Source organism: Paenibacillus sp. FSL H7-0703 (assembly GCF_038003485.1).
GTDB classification, from domain to species: Bacteria; Bacillota; Bacilli; order Paenibacillales; family Paenibacillaceae; genus Paenibacillus; species Paenibacillus polymyxa_B.
Map to the genome: position 1 here is coordinate 2,298,925 of NZ_JBBOPF010000001.1, position 20,671 is coordinate 2,319,595.

22 protein-coding genes and 1 pseudogene are annotated in these 20,671 nt (G+C 46.5%); 5 read left to right on the forward strand and 18 right to left on the reverse strand.

Annotation, left to right across the window (positions count from 1 at the left end; all coding sequences use genetic code 11):
- Positions 1–82 precede the first annotated feature (82 nt).
- Complete coding sequence (locus tag MHB46_RS09945; protein ID WP_341163722.1) at positions 83–949, reverse strand: N-6 DNA methylase; 867 nt, start codon at positions 947–949, stop codon at positions 83–85.
- Positions 950–1,003: 54 nt separating this feature from the next.
- Between MHB46_RS09945 and MHB46_RS26220 the strand changes: the two are divergent.
- A pseudogene (locus tag MHB46_RS26220) lies at positions 1,004–1,137 on the forward strand (IS256 family transposase); the annotation flags it as partial.
- A gap of 174 nt (positions 1,138–1,311) precedes the next feature.
- On the opposite strand, the gene rlmD reads toward MHB46_RS26220, so the two are convergent.
- The 4 genes from rlmD to MHB46_RS09965 all read right to left on the reverse strand — a co-directional run bounded on the left by rlmD (position 1,312) and on the right by MHB46_RS09965 (position 5,471).
- Entirely contained in the window at positions 1,312–3,129 is a 1,818-nt protein-coding gene (gene rlmD / locus MHB46_RS09950) for a 23S rRNA (uracil(1939)-C(5))-methyltransferase RlmD (RefSeq protein WP_341162231.1), read from the reverse strand.
- A gap of 208 nt (positions 3,130–3,337) precedes the next feature.
- Positions 3,338–4,219: a diacylglycerol kinase gene (locus MHB46_RS09955; RefSeq protein WP_013308843.1), complete on the reverse strand. Its 882-nt coding sequence runs from the start codon at positions 4,217–4,219 to the stop codon at positions 3,338–3,340.
- Between the two features lie 173 nt (positions 4,220–4,392).
- Positions 4,393–5,181 carry a sirohydrochlorin chelatase gene (locus MHB46_RS09960; protein WP_081112480.1) on the reverse strand — a complete coding sequence of 263 codons (789 nt, stop codon included), beginning with the start codon at positions 5,179–5,181 and terminating at the stop codon, positions 4,393–4,395.
- Positions 5,181–5,471: a YerC/YecD family TrpR-related protein gene (locus MHB46_RS09965; RefSeq protein WP_007428885.1), complete on the reverse strand. Its 291-nt coding sequence runs from the start codon at positions 5,469–5,471 to the stop codon at positions 5,181–5,183. Before MHB46_RS09965 ends, MHB46_RS09960 begins: the two co-directional genes overlap by 1 nt.
- A 228-nt stretch (positions 5,472–5,699) precedes the next feature.
- Here MHB46_RS09965 and MHB46_RS09970 point away from each other — a divergent pair, with 228 nt between their 5' ends.
- Positions 5,700–6,215 (forward strand): hypothetical protein, encoded by a 516-nt coding sequence (locus MHB46_RS09970; RefSeq protein WP_061830840.1) that lies wholly within the window; start codon positions 5,700–5,702, stop codon positions 6,213–6,215.
- A 6-nt stretch (positions 6,216–6,221) separates the two neighbouring features.
- Here MHB46_RS09970 and corA read toward each other — a convergent pair whose 3' ends face one another.
- The 4 genes from corA to MHB46_RS09990 form a co-directional block, all read right to left on the reverse strand.
- Positions 6,222–7,181, reverse strand: coding sequence for a magnesium/cobalt transporter CorA (corA, locus tag MHB46_RS09975; RefSeq protein WP_250259358.1), 960 nt, complete (start codon positions 7,179–7,181; stop codon positions 6,222–6,224).
- A gap of 171 nt (positions 7,182–7,352) precedes the next feature.
- The gene (locus MHB46_RS09980; protein WP_235307303.1) at positions 7,353–7,781 is read right to left on the reverse strand and encodes a GNAT family N-acetyltransferase; all 429 of its coding nucleotides are present in this window, start codon (positions 7,779–7,781) and stop codon (positions 7,353–7,355) included.
- A gap of 316 nt (positions 7,782–8,097) precedes the next feature.
- Positions 8,098–8,826 (reverse strand): amino acid ABC transporter ATP-binding protein, encoded by a 729-nt coding sequence (locus tag MHB46_RS09985; protein WP_061830844.1) that lies wholly within the window; start codon positions 8,824–8,826, stop codon positions 8,098–8,100.
- Positions 8,819–10,267, reverse strand: coding sequence for an amino acid ABC transporter substrate-binding protein/permease (locus tag MHB46_RS09990; RefSeq protein WP_341162232.1), 1,449 nt, complete (start codon positions 10,265–10,267; stop codon positions 8,819–8,821). The genes MHB46_RS09985 and MHB46_RS09990 overlap by 8 nt, the downstream gene beginning before the upstream one ends.
- Before the next feature lie 63 nt (positions 10,268–10,330).
- Here MHB46_RS09990 and MHB46_RS09995 point away from each other — a divergent pair, with 63 nt between their 5' ends.
- Positions 10,331–10,474 (forward strand): hypothetical protein, encoded by a 144-nt coding sequence (locus tag MHB46_RS09995; RefSeq protein ID WP_341162233.1) that lies wholly within the window; start codon positions 10,331–10,333, stop codon positions 10,472–10,474.
- 32 nt (positions 10,475–10,506) lie between these two features.
- Here the strand turns inward: MHB46_RS09995 and MHB46_RS10000 are convergent, their stop codons facing one another.
- The 3 genes from MHB46_RS10000 to MHB46_RS10010 form a co-directional block, all read right to left on the reverse strand.
- On the reverse strand, positions 10,507–11,496 hold the full coding sequence (locus MHB46_RS10000; protein ID WP_341162234.1) for an inorganic phosphate transporter: 990 nt from the start codon (positions 11,494–11,496) through the stop codon (positions 10,507–10,509).
- Positions 11,497–11,510: 14 nt separating this feature from the next.
- A complete protein-coding gene (locus MHB46_RS10005; RefSeq protein WP_007428879.1) occupies positions 11,511–12,125 on the reverse strand; it encodes a DUF47 domain-containing protein in 615 nt (204 codons plus the stop codon).
- Between the two features lie 188 nt (positions 12,126–12,313).
- A complete protein-coding gene (locus MHB46_RS10010; protein ID WP_341162235.1) occupies positions 12,314–13,408 on the reverse strand; it encodes a DUF3048 domain-containing protein in 1,095 nt (364 codons plus the stop codon).
- 250 nt (positions 13,409–13,658) lie between these two features.
- On the opposite strand from MHB46_RS10010, the gene MHB46_RS10015 reads away from it, so the two are divergent.
- Positions 13,659–14,177 carry a DoxX family membrane protein gene (locus MHB46_RS10015; protein ID WP_341162236.1) on the forward strand — a complete coding sequence of 173 codons (519 nt, stop codon included), beginning with the start codon at positions 13,659–13,661 and terminating at the stop codon, positions 14,175–14,177.
- Between the two features lie 120 nt (positions 14,178–14,297).
- Here MHB46_RS10015 and MHB46_RS10020 read toward each other — a convergent pair whose 3' ends face one another.
- The 3 genes from MHB46_RS10020 to MHB46_RS10030 all read right to left on the reverse strand — a co-directional run bounded on the left by MHB46_RS10020 (position 14,298) and on the right by MHB46_RS10030 (position 16,563).
- A complete protein-coding gene (locus MHB46_RS10020; RefSeq protein WP_341162237.1) occupies positions 14,298–15,074 on the reverse strand; it encodes a dioxygenase family protein in 777 nt (258 codons plus the stop codon).
- A 92-nt stretch (positions 15,075–15,166) separates the two neighbouring features.
- Positions 15,167–15,991: an alpha/beta hydrolase gene (locus tag MHB46_RS10025; protein WP_341162238.1), complete on the reverse strand. Its 825-nt coding sequence runs from the start codon at positions 15,989–15,991 to the stop codon at positions 15,167–15,169.
- A 272-nt stretch (positions 15,992–16,263) separates the two neighbouring features.
- The gene (locus tag MHB46_RS10030) at positions 16,264–16,563 is read right to left on the reverse strand and encodes a hypothetical protein (protein ID WP_341162239.1); all 300 of its coding nucleotides are present in this window, start codon (positions 16,561–16,563) and stop codon (positions 16,264–16,266) included.
- Positions 16,564–16,760: 197 nt separating this feature from the next.
- Here MHB46_RS10030 and MHB46_RS10035 point away from each other — a divergent pair, with 197 nt between their 5' ends.
- On the forward strand, positions 16,761–17,192 hold the full coding sequence (locus MHB46_RS10035; RefSeq protein ID WP_341162240.1) for a hypothetical protein: 432 nt from the start codon (positions 16,761–16,763) through the stop codon (positions 17,190–17,192).
- A gap of 150 nt (positions 17,193–17,342) precedes the next feature.
- Here MHB46_RS10035 and MHB46_RS10040 read toward each other — a convergent pair whose 3' ends face one another.
- The 3 genes from MHB46_RS10040 to MHB46_RS10050 all read right to left on the reverse strand — a co-directional run bounded on the left by MHB46_RS10040 (position 17,343) and on the right by MHB46_RS10050 (position 20,512).
- Positions 17,343–18,290: an ABC transporter substrate-binding protein gene (locus MHB46_RS10040; protein WP_341162241.1), complete on the reverse strand. Its 948-nt coding sequence runs from the start codon at positions 18,288–18,290 to the stop codon at positions 17,343–17,345.
- Between the two features lie 129 nt (positions 18,291–18,419).
- On the reverse strand, positions 18,420–19,445 hold the full coding sequence (locus tag MHB46_RS10045; protein WP_341162242.1) for a FecCD family ABC transporter permease: 1,026 nt from the start codon (positions 19,443–19,445) through the stop codon (positions 18,420–18,422).
- Positions 19,445–20,512: a FecCD family ABC transporter permease gene (locus MHB46_RS10050; protein ID WP_445667610.1), complete on the reverse strand. Its 1,068-nt coding sequence runs from the start codon at positions 20,510–20,512 to the stop codon at positions 19,445–19,447. Before MHB46_RS10050 ends, MHB46_RS10045 begins: the two co-directional genes overlap by 1 nt.
- Between the last annotated feature and the right edge of the window lie 159 nt (positions 20,513–20,671).

Below are 20,671 nucleotides of genomic sequence, written 5' to 3' on the forward strand. Positions count from 1 at the left end.
CTTTTTTAGTTTCCTTTTTACTTAGTGTACCTTCGCCACCAGTTGGAACTGCTTCGACACCTCTAGGTGGTATTAACTAATACTAATCCAGATCAACGGCCTGCATAGCTCCCATCCGATTGTACAGTTCTATATATTTCCTAATACGAGATTCTTCAGCTTCCCGAATACGCTCCTGAAGCTCACGATCTGCCTCGATAAATGCAGAACCAACTTCACGCTGAGTAGCCAAAGGGATATCAATAATCGGAATATTCTCCACATCATCTCTGCTGATGACAGTCAATGTCGCCCCCTTTTGGAGATAATTCAGGTAATACTGTCCCACAGGACTCTCCAAATAAACCTTAATATAAGTGGAATCAGCCGCCTCTTTAGGTCGAATACCAATAAAGTTATTTGAAATAATTAATTGCTCATTCGTTTCAGGAACCACTGCCATCTTATAAGTGAAGCCGCAGCATGAGAGAATCAAGTCACCTGGTTGTACTTGGTATGCTCTAATGCGATTAGTTTCTTCTAAACGAATAGTCGTCATATTATCAAAATTAATTTCACCATTTTGGACATCAGGAAGCGAAATCACTTTATACTCCACGCCTTCGCTGGATTCCGTTATTGATGAAGGGACATTGAATCCCCTAAACACTTCCGCAATCTTCTTCAGTTCTACCTTAGGTACATTTGAAGATTCGAAAAAAGTCCGATCAAAACGTACTCTCCCGATCGGGCTATCTACCTCTGAGTTCTCAAAATATCGCTTCGGTTGCAAGTTCCACTCATTCGAGTGCAATTCCTTCATCGTAACGATTCGACTATATTGTTCACTCTCCACGTCCGACTCAAATACAGATGCAATTCGGTCCATGTCTTCCCCTCTGAGGATGAATCCCCTATCCCGAGTATGATTGGATGAACCGGAAGGACATGACGGAAGAGTCTGTAAAATCTTCTGTTTAAACTCTCAACCCTATAGAAGTAGTAGAAAGGTTAGAGAGCACGCATGGGATTGTGGTCCAGAGAGCAGTTACGAGCGTGTATCAAGGAGAATAATCTGGTTGCCGCTCAGGATGCACAGAATGCTGTAAAAGACTTGTTCGCTTAAACGCTGCACAGGAGATGCTTGAGGCTGAGATGGTCGAGGGGAGTCGAACCCCTATCCCAATAATTGAAAACACCCGAATCAAGCATTAGGCATCCCCCATCTGTTAAATTCGTCAACAATCAGTCAACTCTATTATTTTTGCGCCTCTGTTTCATCTTTCCATTCCATCTGTACTACTCCTCAAAACCCGCTCCACCACTGCAATCTCAGCCCTTTGTACCATCCCTCACCAACAAAGCCACCGATTCCACATGCACCGTATGCGGGAACATATCCACAGGTTGTACTTCCACAGTACTATACCCGCCATCCTCCAATATCCTTAAATCCCGCGCCAGTGTGCTTGGGTTACAGGATACATACACCACGCGCTCTGGTTTCATCTCCAGAATGGTGTCGAGCAGGCGTGGATCACAGCCCTTACGGGGTGGATCAACGACGATAACGTCGGCGGTGATGCCTTGCTCTTTCCACGCAGGAATGACGTCCTCGGACGCGCCTACCTCAAATTTCACATTGCGCATTTCGTTCAACAGCGCATTGCTCCGTGCATCATCGATGGCTTCTTTGACGATCTCGACCCCATACACCTGGTCCGCATGCTGAGCGAGGAACAAAGAAATTGTGCCGATGCCGCAATACGCATCAATTACCGTTTCTTTGCCCGTGAGTCCAGCATATTCGACGGTTTTGCCATACAGCACTTCCGTTTGTACGGGATTCACCTGGTAAAAGGATCGCGCGGAAATCGCAAACTGTACGTTTCCAATGTAGTCGTAGATCACGTCACGACCCCACAGTACACGAGTCTCGTCGCCAAAAATAACGTTCGTTCGCTTCGTATTCACGTTCTGGCATATGCTTGCCACGTGTGGGATATGCTCACGAATACTGCCGATCCACGCATCAGCGTGCGGAATATCTCGCCCATTCGTCACGAGCACCAGCATCATTTCCCCCGTGCGAAAAGCGGTCTTTACAACGACATGACGCAGCAGCCCGCGTCCGGTTTCTTCATTATATGCACTGATGCCGAGCATTCGGCCAATCTCTTTCACACGTGCGACCACTTCGTCATTACGCTCATCCTGAATGAGACAGGTGTTCATATCCACAATTCGATGGCTGCCACGTGCGTAGAAACCGCCGACAAGCCCACCCTCGGTGACACCAATCGGCACCTGGGCTTTGTTGCGGTATCGCCAAGGCTCACTCATACCGAGTGTAGGATGCACGATTACGCCATGTACACGCGACATGCTGTCGGCATTTCCATCCGCATTCATGGCCGAATCAGAAGTCGTGACTGTATCGGCCTCACCATCTGTATCCGCAGAAGCAGCCAAAACCTGTGCAGTATGCTCACTGGGCTCTGTAGCCACACTCAGCTTCCCGATACGCTCCAGCACGTCCACGACATGCTGGCGTTTCCAGCTGAGCTGCGCTTCGTAGCTCATATGCTGGATCTGGCAGCCACCGCATTGATCGTAGATAGGGCACGGAGCTGCAATCCGGTCGGGGCTAGCCTGCGCGATATCTAGCAGCTTGGCATAGCCATACTGCTTTTTCGTTTTTAACACCTTTACTCGAACCTTTTCACCCGGTAACGCACCTGGAACGAACAGCGTAAAACCCTCGACACGTCCTACACCCTCGCCATCGTGGTTCATGCCGATGATGTCTATCACGGCCTCATCGTTCTTTTGCACAGGCAGATCGCTACGCTCTACACTAGACCGGTTACGATTGGAAGCATCCTGACTTCGTCCACCGTTGGAAGAACGACGAGTATCTCGTCCGTTCTTTCTCTTCTTCCGATCCGAATCATTCATATTTTCATTCACATTTCCATTTTTATGTTTGATTTCGGCTTGAAGTAGCCCATTTCCAGCTCTAACTTGAGACTGTTCCGGTTCTCTCTCTCTTGTCGCCTTCATAGTCTTTTTGTGCTGATTTTCTTGAACAGGAGTTGCTGTTGTTGCATTCCGGCGGCTTTTTCCACGTCCGCTACGGTTATTCGTCATGATTGTCACTTCTTTCTGATCTTCTTTTTATGCAATATTTTCTTTCGGACGTCTAATTTGAACGGTTATCTAAACATACAAATATCAACTCGAAAATGCCGTTACTCCCCACGGAGAACGGCAAGAACCAATATGTTCACAAAAACAACTACCTACTCTGCATTCCATATACTATATTGCGTTGCCTCCCGGAAGCAGAAGTATTTCCTCACCGGAAAACATTCAAATGATGCGGTAAATTCCGAAAAGTCGCTGGCAAAGTGCCCCCCAGTTCGCCATCCAGATTAAGCTGGACATAGCCGGGTGAAGTCACTTCCATGTAATCTGTTTTGAAATAAACAATCTTCTTGTCCTGCAAATGCTCACCACGCAGCGCAAGTGTTACCAATCGGATCATTTCCGCCAGATTGCATTTCCGTACAGCGATGACGTCGAGCAGTCCATCATCTATTGTCGCCCCAGGAGCAAGCTTTTCAAACCCGCCCACCGAATTCGTATTCGCAATCAGGAAGAGCATAAACTCGTCGTGAATCACTTCCTGACCCGATGCCTTGATGATCAGCTCCTGTGGAGCAAGGCTGACCATCTTCTCCATACCTTTAAAATAATATGCCAACTGGCCAATCATCGTTTTTAGCTTGCTCGGAACTTCATACGTAAGCTCGGTTAAAGTCCCCCCGCCTGCAATGTTGATAAAGTAGCGGTCGTTCGCTTTTCCGATATCCAGCGGCTTCGGATTTTGACGAATAACGAGGTCGCAATAATCCTCCCAGTGCTTGGGGATGCCCAGTGCTCTGGCGAAATCATTCGTCGTCCCCAGAGGAAACACACCTAGGGGCGGGCGGTTTTCTCTTTCAGCCATCCCGTTAATGACTTCATACAATGTACCGTCGCCACCCGCGGCAATGATCATATCATACCCACGCTCAATGGCCTCTATTGCGGCACGCGTTGCGTCCCCTTCACCCGTAGTTGCATGGCAAGAGGCTTCAATACCCCCTTCATCTAGGCGCTGCAAAACATCCGCAAGACGACGCTTCATTTCCTCACGCCCAGAGGTCGGATTATAGATTAATCTAGCTCTTTTCATTCCGTTACGCCACCCGTATATTTAATGATATTTATATTCACATAGCAGTTCATCACATTCAGTCTGTACAAAATATCATCATACTGGAAAAAGACCTCTTTTACAATAAAAGAAGCCAGACTTTGCCCAAATAAGGAAATTTAAGGCTAAGATGACGCTATAGCCGAACCAGACTACCTATGACTTGACCTTGCTTGCTTCTGCACACTTTGCAATAATTCACGAATTTGCCTATCCATCCAGCTTGTGAGCAAAGGATGCGGTAATAAAGGGTCTCCTGAATAACGGTATTCGAGTCCCTGCAAGCGTTTAGGAATCATACGACTTGTAAAATATCCCGAACTCAAAAATAGCGGTGCCACAATAACATCATGACCCCGCTCCTGATTCCAATACGCTGCCTTGTCGTACACACTCTCGGGATTTAGCAAAGCGTGGTCCGTGATGATACCGCTCACGCTTTGCACCGTACGGGCCAACGAAGAAATCCCCTGCTCCCAGCGCTGAAAAAAGCCGTTGTGCACACTGCCGTGACCTACGAGTAAAATAACCTCTCTCGCAGGGTCGGCTGATAGCGGGCGAACCTTGTCCCACACCATGCGGGCAACATCTTCGCCGTCATCCAGCGGGCTGCCAAAATGCACTTGCGCCTTCAGTCGAAACGGCTCCAAATCTGTTTCTTTGTCCGGCGCATCTTTGACACCCAGCGCATAGCTAATCTCATCTACATGCGTACTGCCTGATGACACAAACAAAGGTATAACCAATATATCTGTTACACCCAAGGCTTCCAGACGGTCAATACCATTTTGAATCAATCTTCCTTTAACCGTTTCCAAAAATGAAACCTCTATCGGCATTTCTTCCGACAAATGAAGCTTCGCAACTGCCTGATCCACCTGTTCCACCCAATATGGCTCCCTAGAGCCATGGCTGATTACCAGTATCCCAGGGCTCCGCATTAGCGTCCCAGACGTTCCAGAGTCATTTTGTACCCGTCATTACCATAGTTCAGACAACGTTTAACACGTGAAATGGTAGCTGTACTGGCCCCCGTCTCTGCTTCAATCTGATTATATGTGCTGCCTTTGCCTAGCATACGGGCAACCTCTAGACGTTGGGAGAGGGATTGAATTTCATTAATCGTGCACAGATCATCAAAAAATACATAGCACTCTTCCAAATTTTTAAGAGTTAAAATAGCTTCGAACAATTGATCAATACTTTTATCATTAAGCTTTTTAAGCTGCATGGATTATCATCTCCCAAGGTTACGATCTCTCCTCATTGTACCCGAGGAATAGTCGGTTTTTCAAGCATTAACGGTTTCACGCATTACAGAACAACATTACATGACCATAGAAACGTACCGTACGAATGCCCAAATCCGCTTTTATACCTGATTTCGGGACACGCGCCTAAACCCACTGTGCGTTTGTAACATACAGTAGAGTATCAACCTGCAAAGGAATGTGATCTCATGCCTGGACACTACTATCATCGGAGGCCGCTACAGCGTTCCCTTTCCGATCCGTATAGTTCATCTCCTTATCCCGGACTCGATCCATACAACGAGGTTCCGCAAGCCGGTTCTTCCGGGCTGGTTCCTTACGAGGCGCCAGCGAGTATTACGGATTCTGCCGTGGTCACACCAGACCCGGTTCCAGCCAAAGGAGGACTGCTTGGGGGTCTTGGCAACCTCGGTAATCTCAACGAAATCAAAGGCTTCATTGACCGTATGGGTGGCATTGATGGAATTGTTGCTACGGTCGGCAAGGTGCAAAAGGTTATGTCTAGTGTGCAGCAATTTGCTCCAATGGCGAAGCTGATTATGGGCTCGCTCCCAGCATTCGGCAAATCCGCGAGCAAAAATTCTGCCACAGATATCACCGAGGAATTGGATGAATACACACCACCACGCCCACGCCGGAAAAAGACGCAGCGCAAGAGCACCACTACCCCGCGTAGACGTCCGCGCAAGCGCAAAAGAAAGTAGATTATACTATTTGAACCAGCCTCGGCGCATAAACCAGACCACCATTGCAACACTCAACAAAAACATGAAGAACAGTACGCCAAAATATCCATATTTCCAGCCCAACTCGGGCATATTCGAAAAATTCATACCATAAATTCCTGCAATCAGCGTCAAGGGCATAAAGACGGTCGTAATTACGGTCAGCGTCTTCATAATTGAATTCATGCGATTGGAATTGAGCGATATATAACTGTCCCTCAGGTCGGCTGTCATCTCGCGGTCGGCCTCCAGCATGTCTGTCAGCTTCAATAAATGATCATATATATCGGTAAAATAAGCCATATGATCTCCTTGGCCCTGCACATGCTGCGAATTCAAAACTCGGTACATCAGATCACGCATGGGCACGATGGTACGGCGTAGCTTGAGCAGCCTGCCACGCAGGTCAAACACCTGCTTCATTAATTCCTCTACGGATTCGCGACCGCCCAAGCCCTCCAGCTCGGCCAATTCATCCTCAATCATAAAAAGACTCGGAAAATAGTTATCTACCAGCTTGTCCATCACCGTGTAGGCTGCAGACAGCGGTCCTCGCGACCATATTTTGCGTTCATTCGCATGCTGGACAATCCGCTCCCAGGCTTGATCCAGCTCCTCTAACTCATGATGGTGATATGTAACCAAAAAACGACTGCTAATAAACATATCCACTTCTTCCGCAGCTAACGTATCTACATCAAGCGCATGCACGACCAGAAACTGCACATCCTCGTAATAATCCAATTTGGGACGTTGCAGAACATGCATACAATCCTCCACAGCCAATGGGTGAAAATGAAAATAACTCGTCAGCAGCTCCGTCTCTCGATCTGTAGGCTCGCTAAAATCTACCCACATCCATATGTAATCCTCCATGACGATCTGATCCAATGGTTTTCCCACTGTTACCTGATGATCATGACCTATAGTCAATGTACGTATCACCGTACGTCCCCCTCGCTTACACTTCGCGTCTGTTATGTTATTTATATTTTATATAAGCCAATTAACATTATACAAATCTCAAGTCCTGTATTCCTTTTAATAAAGAAAAGGATATCTCCGGGCCAACATACCTCCCAAGATATCCTTATAAAATAATCAATTCATTATAAATTAAATCTTTTTTACAAATCCTGTGCTTGTCGCTTCATATCCTAATCGGCGATAAAAATGATGAGCATCCTGTCGCTCACTTCGATTACCACTGTTCAAAGCAATGGCAACCAACCCGTTCTCTTTAGCCCAAGCTTCCGCTTCCTCATTTAACGCCTTGCCGATGCCTTTATTACGATGTTTTGAATCCATCACAAAAACGACGATACGCGCGTAATCTTCATTTCTTTCATAAAAGATATCAGCATGTAGTCCAACCATCCCAACGACTTCCCCTTCATCTTCAGCCACCAGAGTATGGTAGTTAGGGTCAGAAGCGATACGATCATATCTCATCTTCATATCTTCTACAGTCGTAGGATAACCAAGCTCCTCCATCAGATAAGCCAAAGCCGGAATATCCTCATGATGAGCAGTCCTTATCTTCAAAGCAAGCCCTCCACTTATGAAAATAAACATCAAAAATGAAAAATCACTCGCGCCCTCTTCCCCTGCACCCACTCATTCAAAAGTGAGGCCGGCTCTTTGCACGAAAAGGGGCTACTCAGCGAGCAGTAGCGTAGCGGTCCATTTGAATCTGTAGAAGCGGCAGCGTTCGCCTTTGCCTCTGAATTTTCACCTAATAAGGTCTTATATAATCCAAAAATTCAGGGGCAACAGCGATCGAAAGATCAAATGGATCGCGGAGCGTCTTACAACGAGATCCCCGCCTACAAACACAAACCCTGCCTCACTTTTAATCCTCTTACAATACTTTTTCTAAGAAACTAATGGTCCGCTCGTTTTTTGGATTACCAAATACCTCTTGTGGCGTTCCTTCTTCTACGATGTAACCACCGTCCATAAACACAACACGGTCGCTTACTTCGCGTGCAAAACCCATCTCATGTGTTACGATCATCATGGTCATGCCTTCACGCGCCAGATCTTTCATTACGCCAAGCACTTCGCCTACCATTTCAGGATCGAGCGCCGAGGTAGGCTCGTCGAACAGCATAATGTCTGGATTCATTGCCAGCGCACGTGCAATCGCTACACGCTGCTTCTGACCGCCGGAAAGCTGTCCTGGCAGTGCATCTGCCTTATCGGCCAAACCTACACGATCCAGCAGCTTCATAGCCGTTTCCCGGGCCTCTGCCTTGGACTGTTTACCCAGTTCAGTCGGCGCGAACATAATGTTCTTGAGCACGGTCATATGCGGAAACAAATTGAAGTGTTGAAATACCATACCTATATTTTCACGGACTTTGTTAATGTCCACGTTTTTGTCACTCAAGTTGTAGTCATCGACAATGACCTCACCTGCGGTAATTTCTTCAAGCATGTTCATACAACGCAAAAAAGTACTTTTCCCCGAACCAGAGGGGCCAATGACACATACAACCTCGCCTTCACGTACTTGCATGTCGATGCCCTTTAGCACTTGATTACTACCATAGCTTTTTTTCAGGTTTTTAACGATAATTTTACCCACGGCGAACTCTCCCTTCAAGACGGTTGGAAATTTTGGTCAGGACTGTAATGACGATAAGATACATCACCGCTACTACCAGCCAAATATCAAAGGATTGGAATGTCCGCGCAATAATGATCTTACCCGATTGGGTCAACTCGACCAGACCGATAACAGACAAAATGGACGTATCCTTCAACGTAATAACCAACTGATTGATAAACGACGGGATCATGATTTTCACAGCTTGTGGCAAAATGATTTTAAGCATAGCCGTCCGATAGGGTAGACCAAGCGAACGAGCTGCTTCCATTTGTCCCGGATCAATGGACTGAATACCACCACGGATAATCTCAGTTACATACGCACCCGCATTCAGGGATAACGTCAGTACAGCCGCAACAAAAAGCGGCATTTTGAAATCCAGTGCCTGTGGAATACCAAAGTAAATAAAGAAAGCAAGCACGATCAGCGGAATACCGCGGAATATATCGACGAATACAGTTGCAATACCACGGAACACCTTGTTATGGCTTACTTTCATAAAGCCAAACACCAATCCTAGGATAAAGGCTACGAGTAAAGATACAAGTGTGTACAGCAACGTATTTCCCATGCCCTTAATCAGCGAAGGCAGCGAAGCGGAAATCAGTCCCCAGCGGCTGGTCTCTACAGGCGCCACACCTTTGCCCGATTCGCCAAGGTATTTAGCCAAAATTTTATCGTATTCCCCGCTATTGCGCAGATTAACAAGCCCTGCATTAAATTTCTCCAGCAACTCCTGGTTCTTGCCTTGGTTAACAGCAAACCCGTAAGAAGCACCTTTTTCCTTATCTGTTACCAGCTTAAGGCCGTTATTTTGGTTTACACCGTATGCCAGTACCGGATAGTCATCAAAGCAGGCAACCGAATTACCTGTTTTAACTTCATCATACATTTGAGAAGAATCATCGAACGGTACTGTAGTAAAGCCGTATTTGGCCTTAATCGATTCTGCGAATGTGTAACCTTCCGTTCCTGTTTTGACAGCGACACGCTGTCCTTTCAAGTCCTCATAGCGTTTAACCGTATCATTATCCTTGCGGACCGCCATGACGACGCCTGAATCAAAATAAGGCTCGGAAAAATCAAATTTCCGCTTACGTTCATCGGTAATACTCATCCCGGCAATGACACCATCCACTTGATTCGTTTCAAGGGCCTGCACTGCCGCGTTAAAGCCAAGAGGCTTAATGGTATATTCAAAATTCTGATCCTTGGCAATAGCTGCCAGCAAATCCATGTCGATTCCGACAAATTTACCATTGACATCTTCAAACTCAAAAGGCGCGAACGTTGTATCCGTGCCGATATCATACTTTGTTTTATTTTCTGCATGTGCCACTACACCGAAATTACCGGACAGGGCAACCACAAAAAACAAACAAATCATGAGTGCTATTAGTTTTCTAGATTTTTGCATAATTTCCTCCAGTCAGTTGAACGGTTCAAAGTTTTCTGTTTATTTTACAGGAGTTATTAAAAATTGACTACTTTGATGTCAGCTATTTTTGAAAAATGTTTCATGGAACTATCTGGAGGTGTGAACTTTGAAGAAGCCGTTTTGCCCCAGAATGCCAATAAGCCCCTGCCGCAAAAAGCGGACGGAAGCTTATTGTGTATTCTATAGTGTGTACCTATTTTTCAAGAAATAATAATGAACTAGAAAAGAATTTTGAAAATCAATCCAGATAACAGCGCAGCAATCGGTATCGTTATAACCCAAGTAATAATAATTCGACCGGCCAGCGACCAACGCACAGCGGAAAAACGCTTCGCAGAACCCACACCCAAAATAGCCGAAGTAATGGCATGAGTGGTACTTACGGGCAAATGAAGCAATGTAGCTGTGAAAATAACAGAGGCTCCCGAAATGTCGGCTGCGAATCCGTTAATTGGCTCGATTTTAAAAATCTTGGTTCCCATCGTCTTGATGATTTTCCAGCCCCCGATAGATGTACCCAGCGCCATGGCTGTTGCGGCTGAAATTTTTACCCACATGGGTACTTCCAAATGGTCCTGATACCCCGCCGAAACGAGTGCGAATGTAATAATCCCCATCGCCTTTTGAGCATCATTCGTACCATGCGTGAACGACTGAATCGCTGCCGTAATGACCTGCATTGTACGAAACCCTTTGTTCACCGTATGCGGACTACGACGAGCGAAGATGTATTTTAAAATCATCATCACGATGTAACCGACAACAAAAGCAATTAACGGGGAGAAAATAAGTCCTTCGACAATCCCGATGAAGCCGCTCCAGTTTAATTTATCCGATCCCGCACCTACATACACCGCTCCAGCCAATGCACCAATTAGTGCATGAGAAGAGGATGAAGGAATACCGAACCACCAGGTTAAGAGGTTCCAGATAATCGCAGCGATCAGCGTCGCAATGACGATATCAATTCCATTCGTAAGCTTGGTTGGATCAGCGACACTTCCACCAATCGTCTTCGCAACGCCTGTAAACAATATTGCCCCGAGAAAATTCATGACCGCAGCCATAATAATCGCACGTCGCGGGGTCAATGCACGGGTCGATACCGAAGTTGCAATCGCGTTCGCCGTATCATGAAAACCATTAATAAAATCAAACGCCAGAGCAAGAAAAATAACAATACCCAATACCAGTAAACTTGTATCCATGTAAAAGGACTCCCTTACGAGTTACGCATAATGATGGATTCCAGCATATTTGCAACATCCTCGCATGAATCCGTTGTCGTTTCAAGGCGTTCGTACAATTCTTTGCGTTTAATCAGTTCAATAGGGTCAGTTACAGTTGCAAACAGGTTTTTGATGCAAATACGCAATAATTCATCCCCCTGATTTTCCAAATCATTCAGGCGAATAGTGTATTCACGAATGGCCAGCAATTTTTTCTGTGAAAGCAAATGCACAGCTTTCTGAATTTCGTAAGCTGATTGACGCAAAATATCAGCGAACTGCACAATATACTCGTCCGGCTCCGTAATGTTGTACATATAAAAACGGGAAGCCGTCGCTTCAAGACCGTCCAGCACATCATCCATGGTTGTTGTCAGTTCCATGATGTCGTCGCGTTCCAACGGCGTAATGAAGGTCTTGTTCAGCTCAGTAATAATCGTGTGTGTGTAATCATCACACTTATTTTCATACTTCTTCATTTCATTTGTAAACAAAGTCACATCTTGAAGATTTGAAGTATGTTGGGCAAAATAATCGGCTGCTTGCACGATCGTATCTGCCATATTTTCCAACGTCTCGAAGAATATATCCTTTTTCTTCAATCTCATAACGATTACCCCTTTACGAAAATATCCGCAACCTGTTTCGACTGCAATAGACAACCTTTGCTATCTTATCACACTCATCAATGTTTTTGTAATGTTTGTAAAAGCAAATTTCATGATATACGTATACAATGCCCGACATAGAAGGTCATTATCCGACAATTTTTTCCTAAAAAGGTGTATTTCGTTTTCTAATTTTCTTCTATGGTTACATGTTCCTTTAGTGGTGTATCTGCAGGTACTACATGTATATAGGATGTACCTGGCGTTAACGGGATTTCAACCCCATTTTTCATAAAACGAATCGCATCGCCTGGTGTATGTTGCCACTCAGCCTGTATTAACTGTCCTTGTTGAAACACCATGGCCTCTCCGCTGTCGTCCAGCTCAACACTTAATCTGCCTACATCATCCAACGTTCGATGCCTAGTGCTCATCACAATGACATTGGCTGCTGAGAGCTGTTGGTTATTATTTTGATCCACATGTGACTTTTCGTTCACAAAACGCTTATATTGTTGATCCGCTGGATCATAGGTATAAGATACCCGATAGCTTTTAAGCAAAAACCGGATTTGTAAAGATGCTGCGCTCTCATCTACCATAACTGGGGTTTCACCGGATTTAAGGTAAGAATATACTGGAACGTCCGTATGCTTGGCATACCCTTTACTATCGCTTCCTTTGCGCAGTCTGTTCACGTCTGTGTATAAATTATGTGGAGGACGACGATCTTTGCTTCGCCAGAAGTAAGCCCCTCCATTTGAAATCTCATCCAGATGTTCCTTCCGCTGCTGCTGTAAAATCGCATAGGCATCAGTGCTTCCCCCTGCGTGTATCGGCAACGCACCATAGGTTTCGCCCAGCTCAATCAAATACGGCCGAATGCTACGGACCGGTCCAATCTTTACATCTCCGCCATGACTTTGAAAAAAAGCGACTAGACGGGTAATCCCGCCTTCTGCAAGAACTTCATATACCATGTCTGCCTGGCTAAGTCCTGCCTGTGGACGTGCAGCCGGAGCATTGTTAATCATGACAGCGAGCGGCCGCTCCAAAACAGGCTGCTCCACCGGAAGACCGGTAAGCGGAGCTGTAAATGCCGGAATAGACTGCTCCTTCGGCGGTTCAAGTGCCTCCTTCTCTGTTACTTGCTTGGTCGGTTGGGGAACGGAATCAGATTCACCCGTATTGGACATAGCAGTACAAGACATCAGCGTCATGCATAACAGAGCTGAGGCCATCACACGCAACCAATGATTTCGTTGGGAAATGGGCCCGGACAAGTTCATCCCTCCACTTAGTTATTTTTCTCATTATAAGCTTTATTTCCTGTTTTTGTCTTGATTGAAGCGTAACCACTCTATAGAATACTTATCTAAAGACATTAAAATTTAAAAAAATATTCGGACTTTGTGATTTTTATCACAAATAACTGTAACTGAACCTACTACAATAAAGGTGTAGCAAAGATGATCATCCCCAACAAAATGAAATACAACCAACATTATAGATTAAGAAAGAGGAGTGGTTTGAATGTTTAACAGCTGGTTACGTGAAAACAAAGTGGCAATGTGGTTGCTGACTGTAGTACGGGTTTATCTAGGGTATGAATGGATGACCCACGGACTTGAAAAGCTGACAGGTGGATTCGATGCAGGCGGATTTATCTCGGGGGCCATTGCTAAAACAGGTGGAGAACATCCCGCTGTACAAGGCTGGTGGGGATCGTTCCTGGAAGCCTTTGCCCTGCCTAATGTAGGTTTGTTCAACGTCCTGATCCCATTGGGTGAGTTCTTGGTAGGGGTTGGCCTGCTTCTCGGTACATTGACTACACTGGCTGCTTTGATGGCTATGGTTATGAACTTCTCGTTCCTGTTCTCGGGTACAGTAAGCACCAATGCAATCTACCTGTTGTTTGAAATCTTCCTTGTAGTTGCTGGTGCAAATGCCGGAAGAATTGGCTTTGACCGTTGGGTACTGCCCTTCCTGCGTGGACTGTTTCGTAAAAATAAAGATACCTTACCAGCGGACCCTAGTCGAAGAATAGCTTAAACTGGCTAAAAAAGAACGTGCCTTCTAATTAATCGAAGACGCAAAATACACAAAAGAACTTCCATTCCCACACACCATGTGGATTCGGAAGTTCTTTTTTTACATTTACGTATCACTTTCTTAACCAAAAGCCCAACAATTGAGACTTAACGAGCCAAGGACATACGATTGAAAAAGCTTACGCGCGGAGCGCTCATGATCCGCAGCCCCCATCGCATAAAACAAAGGTGAAAAATGCTCTATTCCATAAGAAGGTACCGCCTGTTTGGCATATGGAGCCTTCTTGTCATATTGGAATAGGTGACGCAAATTCCAGTCTTGAAGCTGCTGTGCAATCCAGTCATCATATTGAACGGCCCAATCGGCTGGCTCACTCGTCTGCTTGAGTGTCCGCAAGTTGTGGACCAATCCGCCGCTACCGATAATCAAAATCCCTTGTTCTCGCAACGGCGCCAGCATCCGTCCAATCTCGTATTGCTCCTGGGGAGCGCGCCGAGAATCAATGGATAAGGGTACGACCGGTATGTCCGCATCAGGGTATATATGCCGCAAAACCACCCATGCTCCATGATCCAGTCCCCGGTTCCGAACCGGCTGGTGGAACAGGTTATGCTGACTGAACAGATGCTCTATCTCCTCATACAGCTTTGGATCGCCTGGTGCAGGGTAATCGATTGAGTACATTTCTTCGGGAAAGCCATAGAAATCGTGCAACGCTGCATGCTGATCATCCGCGCCAATACATTGATCGGGGCTATCCCAATGCGCGGAAAAAATGACAATTCCTTTGGGTCGGGGCAGGCTCGCGCCCAGCTTTGCAAGAAAGCTGGTATATGCGTTATTTTCTACAGCCAGTGTCGGTGAACCATGCGCAACAAAAATTGAGGGTAATGTCATCGCTGCCAACCTCCACACGCCAGTATAGTGTTACTCTTCCATTTTACTCCGGCGGAGGCGCAATTTCCAATACAATCCGTTACACACTGAAATCAGATCATCCAGTGCTGCCAATCCCGTTGAATATTTTCCTGTTCATCCAGCCATTCAAGTGTTCGATCAATCAGCCGTTGCCGCTCTTTACCTGACGAGAAAGTGTGATCTCCCTGGAAAATAATCTCTTTATCACAGCGTCCCTCTGGACGCATCCAGAATATCTTTTGAAACAGAAATGCATAATCCACAGGAATAATATCATCCGAGGTGCCATGAACAACGAGCACATCTCCGTTAAATTTAACGGCCTCCTGGAACGGCTGAAATTGAGCTAACGACTCAAAATAAGCAGGCGTAAACTTATAGCCCAAATAATCGGCATGACCGTTTTTAACAGACTCATCGTACACGCTTCGCTCCGTAATTTTGACAATGTCGTTGAACGGATAGCCCACTGCGGACCAAAGAACCAGATTTTGTACTCTCTTGTCCCGTACGGCTGTGAGAAGGGCAACTGCGCCCCCCAGACTGTGACCGATCAGCGTCACCTTGGTCGGGTCAATGTCCGCGCAATTGACGGCGTAATCCAACACGGTACGTGTCTGATTAATCATGGACTCAAGCCCCTGCTTGCCGTATTCACCTGTGCTTTCCCCACAACCGGCAAAATCAAAGCGCAGGACAAAGTATCCCCCTTCGGCCAGTTCACGCGCAGTCTTGACGAATAATCGATCTACTCCGATACGATTGCCTACAAAACCGTGACATATAACAACGAGAGGAACCCTTTTCTGACGATCTCCCTCATTTATACGGTTTGGATAATGAATTGTTGCTGCCAGTTCTTCATGTTCAAAGCGAATTCCAATTTGCCGTTCCATCCTGATTCCCCCTGTTTCAAGCTTCACTACACATTTATGAATTCAAACTCATATAGTAACGTGGAATATCCATCCAGGATATTCATTCACTTTAATTCCGATAAGTTTAATAAGATTTTATAATAAAGTCAGTCTATCATCGCCCTGCTTCCTTGTCAACCTGTCAGTTCACATCGTTAAAAAAGTAAACAAATAGCGCTCCCCGATGCGATTCCGGAGAACGCTATACTACATTTATTAGAGTGAATCCACTACATTAAAGTAGACATTCATTATTCGTAGCTGTTCCTAAACATTTGGTGGGTCTCCGTTCGTCCCTCCCACTCCAGCTTACAAGAGGCGCCGTTATGTTCATCCTCATGCCACAGGCTGCGGTAGTTCTGTGCACCTAGTTCACCCGCAAATTCTGTATCCTCAGCCACTTCGATATCGTCCAGTATACGGTACGTTGGAGATGATCCTTGAACGCTCCGGTGACTCACATTTGTAAACGAGGCCACCCCGCTATTCCCGTTCGAAGCGTTTGCCAGTCGTTTTTGGACTGAATAATCTGCCTGGTTCTCCAGTTTCATGATGCCACACCCTCTTAACGTTTATATTCAGGTTGCTCTATGTGCTCACCCTGTATCCAGTTTGAGGAGAATGCAGCGGTAATATACATTTTATAGATAAAGTCTTTTGCCATCCGACGCTTCCTCACGTATACTGTCTTTGTTACGAAATGGCGGTTCCATCAGCCCGGGATACGCTCATAAAGCAGGAGGAAGAAATGAATAAAGCAAAAAATTATACGCTTATTGCATGGATTGCCTTATCTATGTTTTTCTTGACACAGGCAATTATCGGATGGTTTGTCACCTTTACAGGTGGGGATATCAAACCCTTTGAAAAAATCAGCCTATCCACCCTTATCATCATCGCTGCAGGAGCCATTCTACTCGTTGAAGCTCTGATGAATTTTATGGACCGTCCCGAAGAAGGCGAGGAGACACAACAGCCAGACCATGCCCCTGCAAAGCCCCAGATGAATCTTAAATCCATCTTGATGTATGTTGTGTTAGTTGTCGTGATTCTTGTCGCCGGACTGTCGCTGCGCAGTGTACTGCCAGTATTCAGAATCTCACCTTGGGCGAATTTAATTCTCGCCGCCATTGGATTTATTGGACTCAAACCAATTTTTCTGCGTAAAAAACGTTCATAGCCCACAATTCTCATTATATGGAGCTGCCTCATTTTGGATTGCAGCAGCTCCTTTTCATTTCGATCAGGCAACCGACTTACACGCCAAAAAGCCGTATTCCTGGCCTGCAAGAAGCTGCATGGGGGAATACGGCTTGATATACTTTAGAACTTATTTGGAAAATAATTGTTCTGCATTATCCAGAGCAATTTTATGTCCCATCGCGGAATAGTCCAGCCAAGGTTGTCCGTCCAAGATGTAGACATGCCCTTGCTTCACCGCCTTGAGACCTTGCCATACTGTATTTCCTTCCAGCTGCTTGTATACCTTTTGGGCATCCGCGCCTTTACTAATGATAACAAGGATCGCATCAGCATCATAATCCGGTAAAACCTCTTGGGAAACAACCTGATAAGCCTTGTTGATCTTTTCTACACCTTTGGCTGGCTTCAAGCCCAAGTCCTGATACAACAGCGGTCCTACGGGACGCTTCATCCCCATAACACGAACCTCTTTCGCCGTCACACGTACAGCCATAACCGTTCCGTCCCCAATTTTTGAATGAATCAGCTTTTTGACTCGTTCCTTCTGTGTATCATAATCTTTTAGAAATGCGTCTGCCTGTGCTTCATGTTTGACCATAGCAGCTATTTTTTTCAATTGATCCTTCCATGTGCCTTCATCCAGATCAAAAACTTCGGTCGGCGCAATTTTTTCAAACTTGGCCACATCGGTTCCCGAATATTTTTTGTCCAAGAAAATATGATCAGGTTGAAGCTCCAGTACCGCTTCCATATCCGGGTCTGTGACAACACCTAGCTTACGGGTATTTTGAAGACGATCTTTTACATGGGGCAGAAAATCCTTCACATCTCCGCCAATGACCGAACCAGCCGGAGTAATGCCCAATGCCAGCAGGTTGTTCGTCAAATGAATAGACATCGAAGCAATACGCGAATCCGCACTAATGGTTGTCTGCGCATTGCCAGCCGCTTTCGGATCGGTAGCCTGCTTGTCGGATGCTTGTTCGCAAGCGGACAACATGATCATGCATACAACAAGAGTTGTGACTACCCATGAACGTTTAAAACCTGAACCCTCAAATTTGTGCTTTCTCATGATTACTCTCTCCTATGCTACAGAAACTCTACATTTTAATGATAAATATAGAAGGCTTCTACTTAGTTATTAATTTCAGCGGGTTGCATCATTTGCATCATATGATTTCATATGTACCTATTCCTTCTGTCATTTTGTTCGGGACAGCAGGAATAAAAAATACGGAGCTCCTACCACAGCAACCACCACACCTGCGGGAATCGCATTCGGCTGAAACACCGAACGCCCAATCGTGTCTGCGGTGACCAGAATGACGACCCCGACCAAACAGGCTACTGGCAGCAAATGCTGGTACATCGGCCCAACCAGACGGCGAGCCAGATGAGGTGCAATCAGCCCAATAAAACCGATGCCTCCGGCCATGGATACACTGGCACTGGATAGAGCCACGGCTGCGCCCAGCAGTAATAGGCGCTGGCGCTTCACATTTGTGCCGATTCCAGCTGCGGTCTCATCGCCCAACGACAGATTGTTCAGACTGCGCGTCTGCGACAGAACGTAGGGCAGTACAATGACAATCCAAGGCAGCAAAGCCGCTGCATGTATCCAGTCCCGGCCCCAAACGCTGCCAGCCAACCAACGTGCAGTAAATGCGTACGTATCCTCATCTAGCCGCAACGACCAATACAGCGTTATGGCGCTAAGACCCGAGGCTACACCGATGCCGGACAAAATCAGACGCACGGGCACGATTCCTCTGCTGCGGCTATAGGACAACAAAACAATAAGCACGGCCGCAATGACACCTCCTGCAAAGGTAAACAAGGGGATCAGAACGGCGGCTGATCCGTCCAGATCGCGAAAAAAGCTAACGAACATTACCAGCCCCAACGCAGCCCCTGCGTGAAGTCCCAGAACTCCGGGATCAGCAAGTGCGTTCCGTGACAAGCCTTGCATGACCGCCCCGGCTGCGCCTAGTCCCGCTCCAGCCAGCACCGTTACAGCAATACGAGGCAGACGATACTCGAACAGAACAATATGATCACGTCCACTGCCACCGCCAAACAACGTATCCAGCACGCGTAGCGGTGGAATACGAATCGTTCCGGTATTCAAACCCAAAACAAGGACGGCAAAGCTGATCCCCGCCAATACCAAACAAACGAGCCAAGCCTTTTTCGTTCTGGTGTCCCCAATCCCTAAAGAGCGACTCACTATAAATCCCTCCTTTCCTTACGGGCGAGAAAGAGGAAAAAGGGTACTCCAATAAAAGACACCATAATTCCAATAGCTAGCTCCTCCGGCGGATTTGCCATTCTCGCTCCCAAATCTGCCAGCACCAGCAGCACGGCTCCCAATAATGCAGACAGCGGCACAATCTGGCGATAATCCACACCGATTAGCTTGCGGGCGATATGTGGGATAACCAAACCTACAAAGCCGATGGCTCCGGCAGCCGATACAGAGAGTCCAGCCAGTACTACTACAGTCAGCAGACCCAAAAGTCGGATACGCCTGAGATTTAACCCAAGGTTTAACGCCACCTCATCGCCCATCGATATCAGCGAAATGGAGCGGGCCAGCCCCATAGACCAAGCGATCACAATAAGCAAAATTGGTGCAAGAATCTCAAGCTGCGACCATTTGATTCCGGCAACACCACCCGCATACCAGAAGGCTAAATCCTGACTTAGATCAAAATAAATCGCAATCCCCGAAGTCATGGAACCTAACAGGGCAGCCGTCACAGCTCCAGACACCGTTAATCTCATCGGTGTCAATCCCCCCGGCGCGGAAGCTCCCAGACCGAATACCAGTAAGGTACTCATCAGCGCCCCCAGGAACGACAATACAATTAACGTCCCATAAGGTAGATCGGGAAAAAAGGCAAAACTCACAGCGACCACAAACATTGCTCCTGCGTTAATGCCTAGCACACCTGTATCTCCCAGCGGGTTGCGTGTAATGCCCTGAATCAGAGAGCCTGCCACCGCCAACGCAGCTCCAATGACAGCTGCACCGAGCACACGCGGTAATCTCAGCTCATGAATGATCTGATGTGTCATCAGCGAACGATCATAATGAAATACTGCCGACCACACTGTGCTTACGGTCAAGTCCTTGGCTCCGAGAGAAATCGCGGCGAATATGGCCAAGGCCAACAATACAGCAGAAGCTGTGAACAACAACGCCTGCCGAATTCTACCAGCTCGGAGTACCGGGCGGGCTGCAAAGGCTACTTCAGGAACTGTGCCCTCTGTCGGAGCTATATGTTTGTCCATGCTGTCTTTAAACTGCATTCGTGAGGTCACTCCCTCCATACCTGAAAACCACCACGGCTCTCATAACGATAATGATAATTATTATCAACTTGATACATAATAGCATGTTTCTATGACATTGCAAGCCAAAAACTGTTCCCCTTAGGAGGAACAGTTTTT

Bases quoted from the DNA above. Each gene is read 5' to 3' on its own strand.
- MHB46_RS10005 (WP_007428879.1), bottom strand. From the start codon at position 12,125: ATGAGATTGAAGAAAAAGGATATATTCTTCGAGACGTTGGAAAATATG.
- MHB46_RS09990 (WP_341162232.1), bottom strand. From the start codon at position 10,267: ATGCAAAAATCTAGAAAACTAATAGCACTCATGATTTGTTTGTTTTTT.
- MHB46_RS09955 (WP_013308843.1), bottom strand. From the start codon at position 4,219: ATGAAAAGAGCTAGATTAATCTATAATCCGACCTCTGGGCGTGAGGAA.
- MHB46_RS10000 (WP_341162234.1), bottom strand. From the start codon at position 11,496: ATGGATACAAGTTTACTGGTATTGGGTATTGTTATTTTTCTTGCTCTG.
- MHB46_RS10050 (WP_445667610.1), bottom strand. From the start codon at position 20,512: ATGGACAAACATATAGCTCCGACAGAGGGCACAGTTCCTGAAGTAGCC.
- MHB46_RS09965 (WP_007428885.1), bottom strand. From the start codon at position 5,471: ATGCAGCTTAAAAAGCTTAATGATAAAAGTATTGATCAATTGTTCGAA.
- rlmD (WP_341162231.1), bottom strand. From the start codon at position 3,129: ATGACGAATAACCGTAGCGGACGTGGAAAAAGCCGCCGGAATGCAACA.
- MHB46_RS09970 (WP_061830840.1), top strand. From the start codon at position 5,700: ATGCCTGGACACTACTATCATCGGAGGCCGCTACAGCGTTCCCTTTCC.
- MHB46_RS10020 (WP_341162237.1), bottom strand. From the start codon at position 15,074: ATGACATTACCCTCAATTTTTGTTGCGCATGGTTCACCGACACTGGCT.
- MHB46_RS09960 (WP_081112480.1), bottom strand. From the start codon at position 5,181: ATGCGGAGCCCTGGGATACTGGTAATCAGCCATGGCTCTAGGGAGCCA.
- MHB46_RS10030 (WP_341162239.1), bottom strand. From the start codon at position 16,563: ATGAAACTGGAGAACCAGGCAGATTATTCAGTCCAAAAACGACTGGCA.
- MHB46_RS10035 (WP_341162240.1), top strand. From the start codon at position 16,761: ATGAATAAAGCAAAAAATTATACGCTTATTGCATGGATTGCCTTATCT.
- MHB46_RS10025 (WP_341162238.1), bottom strand. From the start codon at position 15,991: ATGGAACGGCAAATTGGAATTCGCTTTGAACATGAAGAACTGGCAGCA.
- MHB46_RS10040 (WP_341162241.1), bottom strand. From the start codon at position 18,290: ATGAGAAAGCACAAATTTGAGGGTTCAGGTTTTAAACGTTCATGGGTA.
- MHB46_RS10015 (WP_341162236.1), top strand. From the start codon at position 13,659: ATGTTTAACAGCTGGTTACGTGAAAACAAAGTGGCAATGTGGTTGCTG.